Origin of the sequence: Nostoc flagelliforme FACHB-838, from assembly GCF_014698065.1 — a bacterium.
In the GTDB taxonomy this organism is placed as follows: Bacteria; Cyanobacteriota; Cyanobacteriia; order Cyanobacteriales; family Nostocaceae; genus Nostoc; species Nostoc flagelliforme_B.
In genome coordinates this window covers 163,192-180,636 of sequence record NZ_JACJSI010000003.1, presented here as the reverse complement: position 1 = coordinate 180,636, position 17,445 = coordinate 163,192, and the positions used below count along the sequence as shown (strand labels likewise).

The 17,445-nt window shown below is 39.7% G+C and carries 16 protein-coding genes and 2 pseudogenes; 8 read left to right on the top strand and 10 right to left on the bottom strand.

The features are described from left to right. Positions 1-300 (top strand): ISAs1 family transposase (locus H6G97_RS02925; RefSeq protein WP_190939217.1); only part of this gene is annotated, 300 nt, incomplete at its 5' end. 12 nt (positions 301-312) lie between these two features. Here the strand turns inward: H6G97_RS02925 and H6G97_RS02920 are convergent. Together H6G97_RS02920 and H6G97_RS54660 are read right to left on the bottom strand one after the other, a co-directional pair. Next, a pseudogene (locus tag H6G97_RS02920) lies at positions 313-1,023 on the bottom strand (dynamin family protein); the annotation flags it as partial. 290 nt (positions 1,024-1,313) lie between these two features. Beyond that, positions 1,314-1,439 carry a hypothetical protein gene (locus H6G97_RS54660; protein ID WP_277883246.1) on the bottom strand — a complete coding sequence of 42 codons (126 nt, stop codon included), beginning with the start codon at positions 1,437-1,439 and terminating at the stop codon, positions 1,314-1,316. Positions 1,440-1,688: 249 nt separating this feature from the next. On the opposite strand from H6G97_RS54660, the gene H6G97_RS02915 reads away from it, so the two are divergent. Next, positions 1,689-2,093 carry a response regulator gene (locus H6G97_RS02915; RefSeq protein ID WP_190939216.1) on the top strand — a complete coding sequence of 135 codons (405 nt, stop codon included), beginning with the start codon at positions 1,689-1,691 and terminating at the stop codon, positions 2,091-2,093. Between the two features lie 12 nt (positions 2,094-2,105). Here the strand turns inward: H6G97_RS02915 and H6G97_RS02910 are convergent, their stop codons facing one another. The 3 genes from H6G97_RS02910 to H6G97_RS02900 form a co-directional block, all read right to left on the bottom strand. After that, positions 2,106-3,089 (bottom strand): polysaccharide deacetylase family protein, encoded by a 984-nt coding sequence (locus H6G97_RS02910; RefSeq protein ID WP_190939215.1) that lies wholly within the window; start codon positions 3,087-3,089, stop codon positions 2,106-2,108. 457 nt (positions 3,090-3,546) lie between these two features. Next, on the bottom strand, positions 3,547-4,431 hold the full coding sequence (locus H6G97_RS02905; RefSeq protein ID WP_190939214.1) for an aspartoacylase: 885 nt from the start codon (positions 4,429-4,431) through the stop codon (positions 3,547-3,549). Then, positions 4,428-5,483: a glutathione S-transferase family protein gene (locus H6G97_RS02900; RefSeq protein WP_242054789.1), complete on the bottom strand. Its 1,056-nt coding sequence runs from the start codon at positions 5,481-5,483 to the stop codon at positions 4,428-4,430. The genes H6G97_RS02905 and H6G97_RS02900 overlap by 4 nt, the downstream gene beginning before the upstream one ends. Before the next feature lie 288 nt (positions 5,484-5,771). On the opposite strand from H6G97_RS02900, the gene H6G97_RS02895 reads away from it, so the two are divergent. After that, positions 5,772-6,743 (top strand): 2-hydroxyacid dehydrogenase, encoded by a 972-nt coding sequence (locus H6G97_RS02895; protein ID WP_190939213.1) that lies wholly within the window; start codon positions 5,772-5,774, stop codon positions 6,741-6,743. An 84-nt stretch (positions 6,744-6,827) separates the two neighbouring features. After that, positions 6,828-7,177: pseudogene (locus H6G97_RS02890) on the top strand (DUF4351 domain-containing protein); the annotation flags it as partial. A 147-nt stretch (positions 7,178-7,324) separates the two neighbouring features. On the opposite strand, the gene H6G97_RS02885 reads toward H6G97_RS02890, so the two are convergent. Further along, positions 7,325-8,224: an aspartoacylase gene (locus H6G97_RS02885; RefSeq protein ID WP_190939212.1), complete on the bottom strand. Its 900-nt coding sequence runs from the start codon at positions 8,222-8,224 to the stop codon at positions 7,325-7,327. Positions 8,225-8,422: 198 nt separating this feature from the next. On the opposite strand from H6G97_RS02885, the gene H6G97_RS02880 reads away from it, so the two are divergent. Further along, positions 8,423-9,589: a n-acyl-d-glucosamine 2-epimerase gene (locus H6G97_RS02880; RefSeq protein WP_190939211.1), complete on the top strand. Its 1,167-nt coding sequence runs from the start codon at positions 8,423-8,425 to the stop codon at positions 9,587-9,589. Positions 9,590-9,660: 71 nt separating this feature from the next. Further along, positions 9,661-10,248, top strand: coding sequence for a Uma2 family endonuclease (locus H6G97_RS02875; protein WP_190939210.1), 588 nt, complete (start codon positions 9,661-9,663; stop codon positions 10,246-10,248). Here the strand turns inward: H6G97_RS02875 and H6G97_RS02870 are convergent. The 4 genes from H6G97_RS02870 to H6G97_RS02855 form a co-directional block, all read right to left on the bottom strand. Continuing rightward, positions 10,170-10,451 carry an XRE family transcriptional regulator gene (locus H6G97_RS02870; RefSeq protein ID WP_190939209.1) on the bottom strand — a complete coding sequence of 94 codons (282 nt, stop codon included), beginning with the start codon at positions 10,449-10,451 and terminating at the stop codon, positions 10,170-10,172. The two genes, H6G97_RS02875 and H6G97_RS02870, sit on opposite strands and share 79 nt — an antisense overlap. Before the next feature lie 37 nt (positions 10,452-10,488). Further along, entirely contained in the window at positions 10,489-11,814 is a 1,326-nt protein-coding gene (locus tag H6G97_RS02865) for an ATP-binding protein (RefSeq protein ID WP_190939208.1), read from the bottom strand. Positions 11,815-11,903: 89 nt separating this feature from the next. Further along, a complete protein-coding gene (locus H6G97_RS02860; protein WP_190939207.1) occupies positions 11,904-13,193 on the bottom strand; it encodes a tellurite resistance TerB C-terminal domain-containing protein in 1,290 nt (429 codons plus the stop codon). A gap of 149 nt (positions 13,194-13,342) precedes the next feature. Then, a complete protein-coding gene (locus H6G97_RS02855) occupies positions 13,343-14,692 on the bottom strand; it encodes an ATP-binding protein (RefSeq protein ID WP_190939206.1) in 1,350 nt (449 codons plus the stop codon). A gap of 87 nt (positions 14,693-14,779) precedes the next feature. On the opposite strand from H6G97_RS02855, the gene H6G97_RS02850 reads away from it, so the two are divergent. Beyond that, complete coding sequence (locus H6G97_RS02850; protein WP_190939205.1) at positions 14,780-15,100, top strand: TMEM14 family protein; 321 nt, start codon at positions 14,780-14,782, stop codon at positions 15,098-15,100. A 1,068-nt stretch (positions 15,101-16,168) separates the two neighbouring features. After that, positions 16,169-17,410, top strand: coding sequence for a phosphotransferase family protein (locus tag H6G97_RS02845; protein ID WP_190939204.1), 1,242 nt, complete (start codon positions 16,169-16,171; stop codon positions 17,408-17,410). Positions 17,411-17,445: the final 35 nt, after the last annotated feature.

Below are 17,445 nucleotides of genomic sequence, written 5' to 3'. Positions count from 1 at the left end.
GCTCAACTTATCGGTCGGGCTATCCGAAAACACTGGGGTATTGAAAACGAGGCTCATTGGACTCTCGACTGTACTTTTGCGGAAGATGCTTGTCGCATTCGTTCTTTTCACAGTCCCCAGAATTTTGCGCTTTTAAGACGCTTTGCTCTCAATGCTCTTAACCTTGAACAAACCTACAAACGTAGTCTTCGTCAAAAAATGAAACGCACTGCTATGGATAATAATTATATGATTCAGGTTCTTAGTTGTTGTTTGATTGACAATATATTAGATTCTTCTGATTCCTTGCGTCAAGCCTGATTGAGATGCTCTTACCCTGGCATCGATACCCGGCGTGTCAACAATTACATTTCCATCTTGTAGCAGAGGATGATTACAGTAATATTCTATCCGCTTCAATACGGCACTATTACTACCACGACGCGCATATCCAGCCGCTTCCTTGAGGTTGGAAAAGTTAAATTGCTCCATTGAATATGTAGCATTATTAACCGTGTTGATGCGATCGCGGTTTGCTATATATCCCTCTAGCAACAACATTAACGCCTTCCCTTGTTTTGCACGTTCTGATTTATTTTCACCACCCTCCTGCTTAATAATCGCTTCACAATCTTGATTTAGTGAGTTAATAACATCAGTTTGGTTAATATTAGGTACTGTCTTAAATCCTAATTGCTGACACAAAGAAACTGCGTGTTCTCGAATCTCTACTTCACTTAAAAACGTTAAAACAACACGTTCTTTATCTACATCTGCATACTCGATTTTGCATTCTGTTCCTGTAGCGTGCCCTTCTGCACTGTAAAGTAATTCCCTCTCCAATAGCGCATTGATTAACATTGATTTGCCAGCAGTAAATGCACCCGCAAAGACAATCTCAAACTTCGGAGAAATCGCCTTGCTTAAAGAAGTTTGTACAGGTGTAATATCTTGAGAACGTAGCGTTGGTTCTTGCTGTAAAAGTTGTAATATAGACTCAACTTGCGCTTGCAAGTTTTGCCACTGAAGCGATAAATCTGACATATTCAGCATCCTGACAATATTTATCTATATATTAGTAATATTAATTGTCTTGATGGTTCAGTAAAATTCCTGAGAATTTTTATGCAATTTAATTGCTTGATATTACTTAAACAACTCACTAATGACTATTGACTAATGAAAATTTTTCCGATCAGATTTAAACCCCAAGACATTTAAGACAAAGCTTAAAGAATTTTGTCAAGGTTATCAATAATTAGAAATTATCCCTGACCATTCATAAATATGGCTAATATCAAAATACAGTTAGGATAAAATTCAGGACTATTTCATTAAGTAGATGAATCTAAATAAATATCAGATAGCTCGTCATTGCGTTGGCGTAAGCCTTCCCGTAGGGTACGAAGTGTTCGCGGAGCGTCTCTAAAAGTTGCAATCGCAAAGACTGAGATTGCCACGCTTTACTTCCTTCCGCTCGCAATGACATCTTATATTTAATTGCGTCTACTTACTTATCTATCTTTTAAATTCTCAAACACCACACAAATGTTAACATTATATAATGTACGATAGAGATAGTATATAAAATAGTTGAAATTTATTGTTAGCTACAAGATTGTTGGGTGTAGACCTAGAGTAAAATGAAACCTTTCAGCATTTTATATTTTACGTCGGCATTGTTGTTAGACAAGATAGTGTAATTTGTTATGCAACCTCCTCTGGCTCTTGCTGGCTTAAATATTCTTGTAGTTGAAGATGATGATGATATTCGCTTTTTTATTACTACAGTATTAGAAGCAGATGGAGCGACCATTGTAGCTGTTCCATCTGCACCGGCAGCACGAGAAGTGTTACCGCAATTGCAACCTGATGTCTTAATTTGTGATATAGGTATGCCTGGGGAAGATGGCTACACTTTTATCCGAAAAATACGAGCGCTCAAGCCAGATATGGGTGGACAAGTTCCAGCTATTGCCTTAACTGCTTATAACGATAGCGAGAATCGTATTCGCGCTTTGGAAGCTGGCTTTCAGACTCATGTATCTAAACCAGTCTCTCCAGGAGAACTAGTTGAGATTGTCGCTAATTTGTTTGCTTCTTGCAATTGGTAATAAATCATACTTTTACCTTTTTTGAGGTACTAATACAGGCAGTTCACGGGCGCCGGCTACGAATTTGGCGTGTTGTCCAACAGTCAAAACATTAAACTGGCTAGATATAAGTTCTAAACTTTTGTTGACTATTGCCAGCTTTTTGTAAGTAGGGACACTCATACCAGGAAAGAATGATAGTTCTGGCACATCTTCTTGACTTACAAAGTCTGTAGGATGCAGTAGCAAAGAAGGCTGAACGCGTGTAAGTTTACACAGCCACAAGGCAATTCGCAGATAGAGTAACGCCAATTCTGAAGAAAATGTACTTATATACATTATGTAACTGAAGTGAATTGGCACCTTGAAAATTGGCATGGTAGTAACGGGAATCTCAGTTAATTTATCTTTCCCCATCTTCCATTGGTAAGGCTTTAAAGGTTGTAAACCCTCTTTAAAACCGCCAAACAGGGCTTCCCGTTTTTTACGTTCTTCCTTGCTCAATTTACAGGTCATTAAATAATAAGCTCGTGCTAGGGGCCCCAAAAACGTGGGGAAAGTCGAAGCATCATATTCGTATCCGCGTCGTGCTAAAACTTTCAATACCGCTGGAGAAAAACTGTATCCTGGCCCCCGGAAACCGATAGGATGTTGATGAGTAACGCGCTTGATATGTTTTTCGGCAAGGGCCACCTCTTCTTCAATTTCATTCTCTGAATACAGATGTAGCCAAGGATCATGATAGAACGAGTGATTGCCAATTTCGTGGCCGGCGTAAGCGATCGCTTGTATTGCCTTAGTATTCTTTTCTAGGGCTGCATCCTGACCTACAATGAATACTGTGATTGTCAAATCCCATTGCCGGAGAACATCTAAGAAACGAGGTACTGCAATATCCAGGTAAGAGGGAAAAGTCTCCCAACCTGGAGCGCCCTGATTTTTTAAATAAGACCAAATATTATCCAAGTCTAAAGAAAGGCTGGCGATTGGTCTGTTTCCTTTTTGCTTGGTTTTCATTATGAGTTCAAGTATTTGGACAATTTTAAAAGGAAATTATAGTTTTAGATTTGGGCTTTATCGGTCAAGTGTCACCGTTCGACTGATAGGAAAAACCTAAGCCTGAAGGTTTACTGTTCCTCATTTTCAAAATCAAGACTTAGTTTAAAAGCAGCACCCGTAGGCATCGCCCAGATTAGTGTCCCATTTTTGTAAAAAATGTTCCCGGTAAATAAGGTAATGGGTTTTTAGTGCTACTTTAATCTTGACTTATTACCCTGATACTTAATTATTGGTAATTCAGTATATCACAACTAAGGCATATTTAAACTTATACAAGTAAGTAACAGTAAGTTTTAGCGTAGGCGTAGCCCGTCGCAGACATCGCGCTAAAAATAAAAGTTATTAATGATTTTGATGCTAAATTATTATCATTGCTTACCATAAAAAGTGGTTATATCAAAAGTTTCTCCCTATTCTATATATTTATTTGCTGCCTCTGAGTTAAACACATGGCAATTCCCTTTTCGTAGTAAGCTGCCTCATTAATAAAAATCGGCCAAACGGTAGATGTACCTTCATAAACAATTGTTTTATCATTAAAGGTTATAAAAATTGGATCTCCTGGATTTAAGGCTTGATAATCCTTGTCCTGAAGTTCTGGATGAATCATCCCAAAGATTGTCCCATCCGGGTTTTTTGGGTAGTCCACAACTGATAAATGGTCATAGAGAATCAACGTTTCTTTATTTGACGGTATTTCACCCTGGTTAAACTGTTCTAGGTAGTCCAGAACCGTATGAACAAGTTCTTGGGTTTGTTGGAACAGCGTTGCTTTTAAGATACCTTGGGCAATCGGGCCAACCTCGATCGCAAAGCCTAATTCGCACAGAGAATTTACAAATGGGTTTTCTGCAACTGATTTAAAAGAGCAGCGGTAAATCTTCACAAAAGGATTAACTTGGCTCAGATAAGCAGCCAATTTCAAGTTTAAGGGATGGCTGTTTACCAAAATCATTGTCAGACCCATATTAGCTGTACTGCTGTGCAAGTCTAAAATGAAATCTGCTTGTTTATCCCCATTTGAGGCTAGGGTATCCTGAATTAACTTAGCTTGCAATTCTTCGTAAGTTTTCAGAGTCGAATCTTGTAAATCTTGCTTGAGAAAACAGCGATTTAAATCCTTCTCTACATATCGCCTTCCGGCGGCAAAAGCATGAGGATTTGCTAATAGGGTGACTGTCTCAAAACTCGATCTAGTTATTAAATTGGGAAACTGGGCAAATTTTTGGATTAGGTAGGCTCCTGTAAACTCATTGCCATGAGTTCCACCGACAATTGCAACTCGATTAATCTGCTTCATGAAGCATTCACCTTGCCGATGCGATCACGATCGTGTGGTTGATTAAGATAAGACATATCGGGGCCATTGGGAATAATGCCACCGGGATTGAGTGGGAATAGATTCCCGTAGTAATCCCGCTTCACCGTTTCTACATCGCAAGTATCAGCCACACCTGGAAGCTGATACAAATCGCGCAGATAAGCTCCGAGATTCTGATAGTCTCGAATTTGTTGCCGATTGCATTTAAACAGCCCATAGTAGGCACTATCAAACCGAAATAATGTCGTGAATAACCGCACATCTGCGAGTGTCAGATTTTCTCCGCAGAGATAACGATTAGTCTGCAATGCAAGCTCAATTTCATCGAGAGTTGCGAACAGTTCATTACAAGCTTCATTATATGCTTCTTGAGTTTGGGCAAAGCCGCAACGATAGACACCGTTATTTACCGCGTGATAAATCTTTTCATTCCACCAGTCAATTTTCTCTTTAAGTTCTTCTGGGTAAAGATTTAGCGTCGGATTGTTGGCGAACTCGTTAAACTCAGAGTTCAGCATGACGATAATTTCTGAACTCTCATTATTGACGATCGCTTTTGTTTGGTTATCCCATAATACTGGCACCGTAGAGCGTCCACTGTAGCCGGGTTCTGCCTTCTGATAAAATTCAGTCAGTGTGCGACAACCTTCTTCTTCTTCATTGAATATCCAACCGCCTTCAATGGGAGAAGGAGAGATGATACACACTGATATTACCGCTTCAAGTTTTTTGAGCGATCGCACAACCAAAGTTCGATGTGCCCAAGGACAGCCCAGCCCAACATAGAGTTTGTAACGCCCCGTTGCTGGTAGATGTGGATTCCCTGACTCTGTGCCGATAAACTTGCGAAACTGGCTATTAGGACGAATATATGCTCCCGACTGATTGCGGGGAGCAAGGTTTGACATCATTATCTGCCACATACTCGTCCAGATAAACTTTCCTAGCCCGATAACCAGCTTGGGAGGAAGCGACTTGCCTTTCTTCTTGGGGAGCTTTTTCTCGTCATCCATTGGAGTTGAGTTAGTCATAAATTTGTACTACACCACCACGGATAAACATCTATATTCAGCGTAGACTAAGCAAAGGCAAAATGAACCAATGAGAAGTCCTGCTGAAGACAGAATTCAAAATTGAGAATACCCCAGCAGTCAAGCCAGGGGTTTCGATAAAGAAAGAATTTAATATCACGCGCGTTTAAAATCGCTTGCTCTCAACCTCGATTCTCCATCCAGTCACACGGAATCGAGAATAGATTCTGGCTCCTGAATTCTTCTTCGGTAATATATCTCTTTGAGGAGATAAAAGGTTCAATAATTATGCTTCAAGCTAAAGTCTTCGTTACTCGTCGCCTACCCATCGAATTAGAGCCACTGCGATCGCTCGCCACTGTGGAAGTTTGGCCAGAACGCCAACCCCCTCCCTACGAAATTTTACTAGAAAAAGTCAAGGAAATAGATGGTTTGCTATGTCTGCTGACTGACCAAATTGATCGACAACTCATCGACTCAGGGAAACTCAAAGTCATCAGTCAAATGGCGGTAGGTTACGATAACATCGACATTACCGCCGCTACAACACGGCAAATCCCCGTCGGTAATACTCCTGGGGTGTTAACCGATGCTACCGCAGATTTCGCCTGGGCATTGCTAATGGCAGCTGCACGGCGAGTAGTAGAGGCAGATCGGTTTACTCGTGCAGGTTTGTGGCAGACTTGGGAACCAGATTTATTATTGGGGCCAAATGTTACGGGCGCTACCTTGGGAATTGTTGGTTTTGGGCGGATTGGTCAAGCGATCGCTCGTCGTGCCAAAGGGTTTGAAATGCAGATTTTGTATACGAGTCGGCAACGATGCAGCCCAGAATTAGAACAATCTCTAGGTGTGGAGTTTGCTACGTTAGAACACTTACTGCAAAAATCAGATTTTGTTACACTGCATACACCATCGGTTGATGATACTTACCATTTGATTAGCGATCGCCAATTTGAATTGATGAAGCGATCGGCTATTTTGATTAACACGGCGCGAGGAAATATTGTAGATCCAGATTCTCTGTATCGCGCTCTTGCCAGTTGTCAAATTGCGGCGGCTATAGATGTCACCGAACCAGAACCGATTCCCAGCGATAGCCTGTTATTGACCTTAGACAATCTAATTATTGCACCTCATATCGGCAGTGCCAGCCGCCAAACGCGTTCAAAAATGGCAACAATGGCGATCGCTAACTTAATCGCAGGACTGAGAGGCGATCGCTTGGCTAATTGTGTCAACCCTGAAGTTTATAATTAGGACTTATGCAAAAATCCTCCCAAACTCTCATTTCTCCGTGTCCTCTGCGTCCTCTGTGGTTCGTTTTCCATTACCCGTGTGTAAGTTCTAAAACTTGAGCCAGGACAACGATCACAAATTTCGGCTTACACCCAAATCTTAGCGGGGTTAAAATACAAAAAGGACTTAATTCGACAATTATTTCGGGAGGGTATGATGCGCGAGTCAGTAATTTATCAAGAAATTCTCGCAGAAGGATAACAACGAGAACGATCACTCATTCTCCGACGCTTACTCGCCGCGTGGGAGAATTACCCCAAGAGGTGCGATCGCGCATTGAAACCCTCTCTTTAGAAAAATTAGAAAATCTCGGTGAAGCTTTGTTAGATTTTCAGGCGATGCCTACGGCGGTAAACTACGCAGATTTAGAAACCTGGTTCAGTACATTGCAGTAGTGCCAAGTAATCTTAAGCTCAAAAAGCTGTGTTTTAGTCTTTAATTTTCAGTTAGATAATGAGAACTATATTTCGAGCAAAATTGATGAAGATGCACTCAAAGATTGCATCATAAATATGATTTACTTTTTCTAATTCAGCAATAAATTAAACTACTTGTTGCTGCTTTTTGCTTAGATACATGGCAATTCCTTTTTCGTAATAAGCTGCTTCATTAATAAAAATAGGATAAACAGTAGACTCTCCCTCATATAAAATATCTTTCCCTTCAAAAGTCAGAAACATTGGATCGCCTGGATTCAAAGGTTCATAATCCCTAAATTGAAGGTGGGGGTGAATCATGGCTTGAATCTCCCCGCGTAAGTGCAGCCCCCCGTAGGCATCGCTTCTAGGATAATCGATTGTCTCAATGTATTCATAAAGTGTAAGCGTGCTATTTTTTTGCGGAATATTACCTTGGTTGTACCCTTCAAAATAGTCTAAAACTGCATAAATAAGCTGCTCCGTTTGCTGAAATAATTCGGCGTTTAAAGTATTCTGAGCCACAGCGCCAACTTCTATAACAAAACCCAATTCGCATAGAGAACGGAGAAAACCACCTTCTCTAGATTGTTGATTCACAAAAACCTTTACCATCGGATTGATAGAACTTAAATAAGCGCCTAACCGAAGTAATAAAGGATGCATATCACAAAAAATCAGACTTAACCCCATGTTGGCAGTTGTGCTGTGCAAATCAATGATTACATCTACAAAAGGCTGATTTTGTGGTTGCAGTATTTGTTGGATTGCTTTCGCCCGCGTATCTTCGTAACTTGAGAGTTGGGAATTTTGTAAACCTTGATTAGTGAAGCAACGATTTAAATCCTTGTCAATGTATCGTTTGCCTTCTTCAATAGCTTTGAGATTGCCAAGTAATGCCAGAGTTTCAAAACTTGATCTATTGATTACATTTGGATACTGCTGAAACTTTTTGACAAGATGTACTCCTGTTAACTCATTACCGTGGCTTCCTCCAACGATCGCAACTCGTTCAATCTGACTCATAACAACCTCATCTCTAAAAAACTACCCTACGGTTATTGAGAATGGTGCAAGATACAAGATAGAAGTATACCTGCTGCTGACTAAATCTTGTAAAAGGCTGACGCGATGTCTACGACGGGCTACGCCTACGCTCCATGTTCGAGCCAAAATATGATAACTGTTAAGCTGTTGGTTTTAGCACAAAAGAGGAGGAAATTTATGGAGTATAATTTTCAAGCGCTCGCTGAACTTTACAAAAACGCTCTCCTCAACGATGTCCTCCCCTTTTGGGAAAAATATTCTCTCGATTGGCAGCAAGGCGGCTATTTCACCTGTCTTGATCGCTACGGCAAAATTTATGATATAGACAAATTCATTTGGCTGCAAAACCGCCAGGTGTGGACTTTTTCCATGCTTTATAACCAGCTAGAAAAGCGCGAAAACTGGTTGAAAATTGCCAGTAATGGCGCTAATTTTCTTGCGGAACATGGCAGAGATAGCGATGGTAACTGGTACTTTGCGCTCACCCGTGAAGGAAAACCACTGGTTGAGCCTTACAACATCTTCTCTGATTGTTTTGCAGCGATGGCATTTAGTCAATATGCACTCGCTAGCAGCGAAGAATGGGCAAAGGATGTAGCAATGCAAGCTTATAACAACGTATTACGCCGCAAAGATAACCCAAAGGGCAAATATAATAAAACCTATCCCGGCACACGCCCGATGAAATCATTGGCTGTACCAATGATTTTAGCCAACCTGACTCTAGAAATGGAATGGTTGCTGCCAAAGGGAACACTAGAAAATGTCTTAGCTGAGACTGTCCGCGAAGTGATGACCGATTTTCTCGACCAAGAACGAGGACTAATGTACGAAAACGTTACCCCTGACGGTTCTCACATAGATTCTTTTGAAGGACGGCTGATTAATCCAGGTCACGGTATCGAAGCTATGTGGTTCATCATGGATATTGCGCGTCGGAAAAACGACACCCAAACTATTAACCAAGCCGTTGATGTGGTGTTAAACATCCTGAATTTTGCTTGGGATAACGAGTACGGCGGATTGTATTACTTTATGGATGCAGATGGTCATCCTCCACAACAATTAGAATGGGATCAAAAGCTGTGGTGGGTTCACTTAGAATCTTTGGTTGCATTAGCAATGGGTTATCGCCTGAGTGGGCGTGAGGTATGTTGGGAATGGTATCAAAAGATGCACGATTACGCCTGGTCACATTTTGCTGATTCAGAATACGGTGAGTGGTTTGGCTATCTCAATCGCCGTGGAGAAGTATTGTTAAACCTTAAAGGTGGCAAATGGAAAGGATGTTTCCACGTACCGCGTGCATTGTACCTTTGTTGGCAGCAATTTGAGGCATTGTGATGCCTGCGGCGGTAAACAACGCAGTTAGTTTAATCTCTACTAATATACAAGTACTATTGGAAAGATGTCTCATGAATATTGTGACACCTAAGCGATTTACGATCGCAGAATACCATCAATTGATTGAACTCGGATTTCTCACAGAGGCCAATCATATTGAATTGATTCGAGGGGAACTGATTCAAATGACAGCAAAGGGAACGCCTCATACAGTTTGTAGTTCTATCCTGTGCCGTCAATTGGATCGGATTTTAGGCGAACGAGCAGTCATCCGTGGACAAGATCCTATCACTCTTCCTAATCAGAGTGAGCCTGAGCCGGATGTTGTCATTGCAAAAGGAAAAGATGAAGATTATCTCGCTCATCATCCCTATCCCGAAGATATTTTGTTAGTAATTGAAATTTCGGATAAAACAATAGATTACGACCAAACAACCAAGCTGTCATTATATGCAGAAGCTGGAATTTCTCATTACTGGATTGTGAATTTGCCGGCTCGTCAGCTTGAGCATTATAGCCAACCGTATCAAAATGCTCAAAATAAGTTTAGCTATCTCAGCAAGCAGATTTATTTATCGAATCAATCAGTAGTGATTCCTGGATTTGAAGATGCATTATTAGACTTGAATCGGTTGTTTCCAAAGGATGCTAATGAATGATTTTGTTGGTGTGATCGCGTAAAAAATGTGTTCTCTTCTCTGAAATACGTTGTAACTACTTTTGTTTGAGCCTGTGTTTGAGATTTAGATTTCCACTTCACCACTATTTCGACATCACAACCTAAAGCATTTAGAAATCTTAAAAGTCGCTTTGTTGAAAAACCTGATAGTTTTCTCCTTATTAAAGCAGATGAATTTTTCAATCTGCTTGTTCTTCTGACTCAATGTCTTTATTATTAATCACAAACTAAATTCGGCTGCGTCATCCTCATCCACATCTGCATCCTTACCCATAGCAGTAGGTTTAAATTTAGAACCATGAATTAATTCACTAAACGCAATTCCTGGATTTTGGTGAAGAATATTCAGCACACTCATAAAATCTCGCACAATTTCCCCTGGTGTCAGTAATGCTTCTGCACCCAAACGATTAATAATTTCTTGCACAAACTCCTTCAACTCACGATTTGTCAAAGTCTGTTCATACCCAAAATTGAGTGCATGAATCTCAGCTAAACGTTGCAGAAGCGTCAAAATTTCTGCTTCACTCAACGGATTTAGCCGAATCACTGGCCCTAAATGTTCCTGAACATTAGCTTGTGCAACAAAACGACTTTCTTTTGTGCGTCTTTGCCAAGCTTGGTCTGCAAAAAGTCCCCGTTTGGGGTCTTCTAAAAATTTAGTTGTTCCACCAACAACAATGCCAAGATGTTCTGCTTTACATTGCATGGTGTCGTTAAACATTGCGAGGAGCCTATTATAATTCTTTTCCCGCGTGACTGTAGTAGATATTTGATATAAATGTACGGCTTCATCAACTAAAATTAACAGTCCTTTATAGCCAATCTCAGCTATAAATTTCGCAAATAATTTAATATAGTCATACCAACTATCATCAATAATGACGCGCACTCCTAAAGCTGCTTTCGCCTCTACTTTAGTAGTAAATTCTCCGCGTAACCAGCGCATTGCCGCATTTTTTAAATTATCATCATCCATTCGGTAGCCACGCCAATAAGCGATAATCACGCTACCAAAATCGAAGCCGTGAACCAAGTCTTCAATATACTGAACTACTTCCCTAATTTTCGATTCAACTTTGTCATCAAAACCATTGTCATTTGGACGCATTTCAGTTTCTTTGACAACTTCTTGTTGAATTTTATTAATCCATCCTTCTAAAATCGAGACTAAAGCACCACCATCAGGACGAGTTTTTGTAGCTAGGTGGCTCATTAATTCTCGATAGGTAGCTACACCTTCATGGTTGCTTCCAGCTAATCGGCGCTCAGGGGATAAGTCAGCATCAGCTACTACAAAACCTTGCTCCATCGCTCGGTTACGAATTAATTGCAATAAAAAACTTTTACCAGAACCGTAATTACCAATTATGAAGCGAAATGCTGCGACACCTTCTGCAATATCATCGAGATTTTGTAACAGGCTTTTTAGTTCTTTTTCTCGACCTACTGCTATATATTCAACTCCCACTCTTGGTACTACCCCCGCACCAAGGGAATTGATTAAAGCAGTGGAGGTTTTTTTCGAGATTTTGAGCTTTGCCATGTATTACACTTCACTTTGAAATTTTAAACGCACTAAGTAGGTAAAATACATATTCACCTTACTAATAATCTGACTACGGTAATAATAATTTAATTTGACGAAGCATGTCTAGCCATAATTTTTTCATAAATTGCAATTATTTTTTTTACATAGGTTATATACTCAGGGTAAACTTTTGGAGTTTCCGAATCAGAATTAATTATTAATTCACCAATAGTATCATTTGCCCGTTCATTTATAGAATCGATTAATAAATTCGGCATAGTGATGTTTGCTTCAGCAATTTTTTTTATAGCACCATTGGGATTATCTTGTTCAACTATTGCTTTTAACACTTGTAATTCATGTCCTGGAAGGTTTTCTAGAAAATTAGCCCATTCTTCGGGTAGATTTTCCGATATTTGAGAATCCGAAATGTCTGCGGTTGTTGAAGTTTCAATTAGTTCCGAAAATGGAAACAATTCAATATCATCTTCTTGGAAGTTATCAGACAAAGGCTCGGAATTGAATGTTTCTACTTGTTGTAGTAGTTCCCATACTTGATTTTGCAAGGAGTCTCGTTCTTCTTGCAATAACGAAACTTGCCCTTGCAACTGCTGTAATTCGGCTTTTTGTTCTGCTAGTTGGGTTTGTGAAGAACTCAGAATAGCTTGGATATTTTCTCTTTCGGTTTTTGTTGCTATCAGCAATTGGTTTTTTTGGCTTGTCTCAACTTCTAGTTCTTGAATTGCAATTCGCAGTTCGTATAGTTTTTCTTCTAATTGAGGTTTGAGTCTGCCTAAAAGGGTTAAATTGCTTTCAATTTCTTGTTTCTCCTGTTGGAGTTCGGAAATTTTACTTTGCAACTGGGTTATTTCAGCACGAGATACATTACAATTAGACTCTAGACGGCGCTTTTCTGATGTGAGAACAGAAAAAGCATTGTTCAATTCTGCTTGATTTTTCTGCAAATTATTAATTTCAGCTTGCAGGCTATTTATTTCACTTTCTAACTGTTTTTTTTGTCCTGCAAATGTTCTTAGTTCTCGATGTAGACTATCCCTTTGGTTTCGGCTTTCTGTGACTTGATTTTGCAGTTGTTGGGATTCAGCATATAATGAATTATGATGTTCTTCAATCTGATTTATTTCTCTAACAACACGAGCCTTTAATCCTTCCATATCTTTAATTCGCTTGCGGAGAGAAGTTAAAACAAACATTTCATAATTTCTGCGTCGTTTATCTACGAATAGTGCTGCTGTATAGATAGTAGCGGCAGTAATTACAGCTGTGAGAAAGGCTTTATTAAAATCCCAGCTTGGGACAAGGCTCAGACCAAAGCTCACACTAAAGGCAACTATCATTAGTATAAATCGATTGCTGATCATTACTGATTGCATATTGCTATTTTTTAGCGAATTTAAATTATCAGAATAAGTATTTCTCATCCTAATTCGTAATGACGCTCGTTTGCTCTTTCTGTCTACCATTGAGAAAGGATTCGCTAACGTAATTCGTAATTAAAACACACATAGTAAAATAGTTAATGCTAGGTATTGGATGTATTGCTATTTGCATGAAAAACTTTTAAATCTGCTTTTAAAAAATCAATAAACTGCCGTGCTGTACGCCCAGAACGACCGTTGTGGCGAGTTGCCCATTGTAATGCTTGAAATTCCAAATCTTCTTGGGTAATATTAATTTCAGCTTGTGCAGCTAGATGCTGTACAATTTTTAAATAAGTTTTCTGATTGGCTGGTTCAAAGGTCAAGGTTAACCCAAAGCGATCGCTAAACGAAAGCTTCTCCTGCATCGTATCCCAGGCATGGATTTCTTCGTTATCCTTGGGTGCAGGTCTATCCACAAAAAACTCCCGAATCAGGTGGCGGCGATTAGAAGTTGCGTACACAACTACATTTTGCGGCCGTGCGGTTAAATTACCTTCTAAAACTACCTTAAGGGCTTTAAAAGCGTCATCATCTTCTTCAAAAGAAAGGTCATCGACAAAGATAATAAATTTTTGTGATACACCCCGTAGATGTTCCACAATTTGTGGTAAGTCTTTTAAATCAGATTTTGCCACTTCCAACAAGCAGAGGTTGCGATTGCTATACTCATTCAACAAAGATTTCACCAAAGAAGATTTGCCTGAACCCCGACTACCGTAAAGTAATACGTGCAGTGCCATCTCTCCTGATAATAAAAACTCTGTATTTTTTAGCAAAGCATCTCTTTGAGACTCATAACCGACAAGCGCATTCAGCTTAATGGGGTCAGAATACCGAATACCGATAAACTGGCCAGCTTGCCAGCGTAAAGCGCGATATTCTGCAAATAAACCAGAGCCGTATTGCCGATAATAAGTTGCTAACTCTTCTAGAGCATCACCCCAATTGTCTAACTCTTGTAGATATGTAGCGAACTTTGTCTCTACTCCTACCAATTCTTGCCCTTTATACCACACTACTGGCGAAATCGGCATATGAGCAACGCCTTGTACCCACTCGCTTAAAGAAGCGCTACTACATTCATAGAGATTTTGTAATATTTGTAAATCATGCTGAACTGCTGCTATTAAAGCCGGGGGCAAATCTTCAAATTCTCGCTGTTGGGCTAGCTTTGTAAAGGGATTCTCACAGAAAAGAAGTTGAGTAATTAAATAGTCTTCCCAGTTCTGATTTCTAGCAGCCAAAGCATGGAAGTAACTACCATAGGCTTGAAGACAACCCCGTGCATCGGCTTCAGTGTAACGTATAGCTTGCAACAGTTCTAGAAATGCCATCCCCACTTCGCCTTGAAGAACTGACTGGTACAGTAAAAGTGAGGCTGCTTGGCGCTGGAGATGTTGAATCTTTGTATATGAGGAAGTACTTGCCATTGGCATCGCTTGATTATCCATCAATCAACTGTGTGGTATAGCTAAATAGCTATGGTAAATTGTCTGCTGATCCTGGCAGTAAAGTCAAAGTCTACATAGGTTTTAACAATGAATTTAGGTATAATTGCTGCTTTTGCCTACGGCATATTAGCGATTGTTGGTGGCATTATTGGTTACGTTCAGGCTACAAGTATAGTTTCACTGCTAAGTGGTAGTATTAGCGGTTTATTACTACTACTTGCCGCTTTCTTTCAACTTCAAGGGCAAACCTGGGGTTCAATTTTAGCAGTGTTAGTTACTGCTGCTTTAGTAGTCTTCTTTGCATTTAGACTAGTAAAGACACGTAAGTTTATGCCAGCAGGATTAATGACTATTTTGGGTATGCTGGCATTAGCGGTGATGGTGAATCAAATAATGGCTTTCAGGTAATATCAATCTTTTAGCAATAATCACCCTCCTTTTTTTGACATGGCATGACTTTCTCTGTCTTGAAATGTACTAGTACATTTATATTACTATGACTTGTTACCCTTGCTTAAGAATTTTCAGCTTTCTCAATGAGTTATGGTGATTTTTGTGTAAATCAGGTACATGAGTAGAAACAGACAATTCTTATACCAGGATGACTGGAAGTCGCGGCTACACAAACAGATGGGCACGGCTTATACTATTTCACTTTAATATAATGATACAAATACCCTAGTAAAGGCATAGCAATGCCATGCCCTTACGATAAATTTATATGTATCAAGGTTTTCGTGAATTGGTATTACCGCAGGGTGGTGTAAAAAATTAAGTGTTTGAAAGATACCCGGTTGCAACCTTGACAAAAGTACACTTCCATAAGATGCGCTCATGTAGCCTTTGTTTGCGATCGCCTATAGTCATCTACAATTTCTAGGTAGCACAAATGACGTGATAGCAAGGCTTACAGACATCAATTCTAAAAATTAAATCAAAAAATAATTATTAACAGCCTAAAAAGTCCGGTTTTTTTGGCTTTGTGATGATAAATAAAAGTAATAGCGTTGAATGTCATGCTTCGTCACGCGAAGGATTACTGAAATTCTTCACTGCTTTGAGGATGACTACTGAACATCAAAAAACATCTGGGGCTTCTTTGTTACATCAAAACGGCTCTAACACACAAATTACTCTAGGTGTATCTAAGTAACTACGCTGATAAAGTGTAAAGATGTCACTGTATCTGGGAGCAAATTTTAAAGTAATTGTAAAAAACTTGGTGCCATTTTGGCAGGTTTTTAGCTAAAAGATGGGATATTAGTAGATTGTACAAATCTTTACTGTTATTCACACTTTAGTGCAGCTTGGCGGAAATAACTATCCAGTTGAAAAAGGCGAAAAAATCGGTGAAACAAGCTGTATTTATTCTGCCTCTTGCCTTCTTGCACTAGTTCCTATCTACTACAAACTTTTAATACCAAGCAAATTCGACACAGATAAGTTTAAGTAATTTAATGAAGTAGGAAATAATACATGGTATTATCACTGTCTTCTCATAACGTTATCCAGTATCTGCAAGACGCGGGTCTGTGTAGCTCAGAAGATGGCCCATCAGACAAATCTGAGTTGCCAGGAAGTAGTAAGGACAATTTTAATTTACTAGTGACTTTAGCAGATAATCGCCAACTGCTCATTAAACAAGAACGTAAGGTTAACAATCATGACGCAGCGCCTCATGAATTGTTTCAGGAGTGGCTGTTTCACCAGTTGCTCCAACAGTTTCCAGTTCTAGGTAATACTTCAGTGATCGCACCATTGGTTGTGCATTTTGACGAAGAAAATTCTATTCTTGTCTGCAACTACCTGAATGAATATGTAGAACTTGCGAAATTATATCACAACAATGAGATTTGTCCACAAGAAATTGCCACTGCCATCGGCAGTACTTTGGCGGGACTCCATCGCGCCACGTACAACCGCCGAGAATATAAGGATTTTATGGCAACTGCTCCTCAAGGAGAGTTTCGCTATGGCTTTTACAATCCGGCGCAAGGGGTAGGGTCAATTGGGCCGGAGATTTTTGGGACGGTTCCCACGGATGCGCTGAAATTTTATTTACTCTACCAGCAATCGGAGAGTTTGGAATCTGCGATCGCAGATTTGGCTTATGATTGGAATCCTTGTTGCTTGACTCACAACGACTTGAAATTGAACAAAATTTTGGTTCATTCCAGGTGGGAGCAACTAGATAATTGTCTAATACGACTAACTGACTGGGAAGCTTGTTCTTGGGGAGACCCAGCTTTTGATTTAGGAACTTTGCTAGCAAGCTATTTAGGAATTTGGCTCAATAGTCTCGTAGTAGACCCCACCATTGAGTTAGAAGAATCTTTACATTTGGCATTAACGCCGTTAGAGACTTTACAACCTTCACTTATTGCTCTAGTTAGGGCTTATGTGAATGCTTTCCCGATGATTTTAGAATACCGCAATGACTTTATTTTGCGCGTTATGCAATTTGCGGGGTTGGCACTAATTCATGAAATTCAGGATATGGTTACTTGCCGAAAATACTTTCATAATACTGAGATTTGTATACTCCAAGTAGCTAAAAGTTTACTCATGATGCCTGAACAAGCTGTAATGACTATTTTCGGGATATCAGAGTCAGAAATCCTGAATCCTGTCGCAAAAATCCACAAGTTTCCTCAGCCTGTAAGAGAGCAGCAGTTACTTCGTATTTATTACGAAAAAACTCAGCTTCGTGGTTGCTGATAATTAAAGAGCAAAATAATTTGAAGAAAAACACA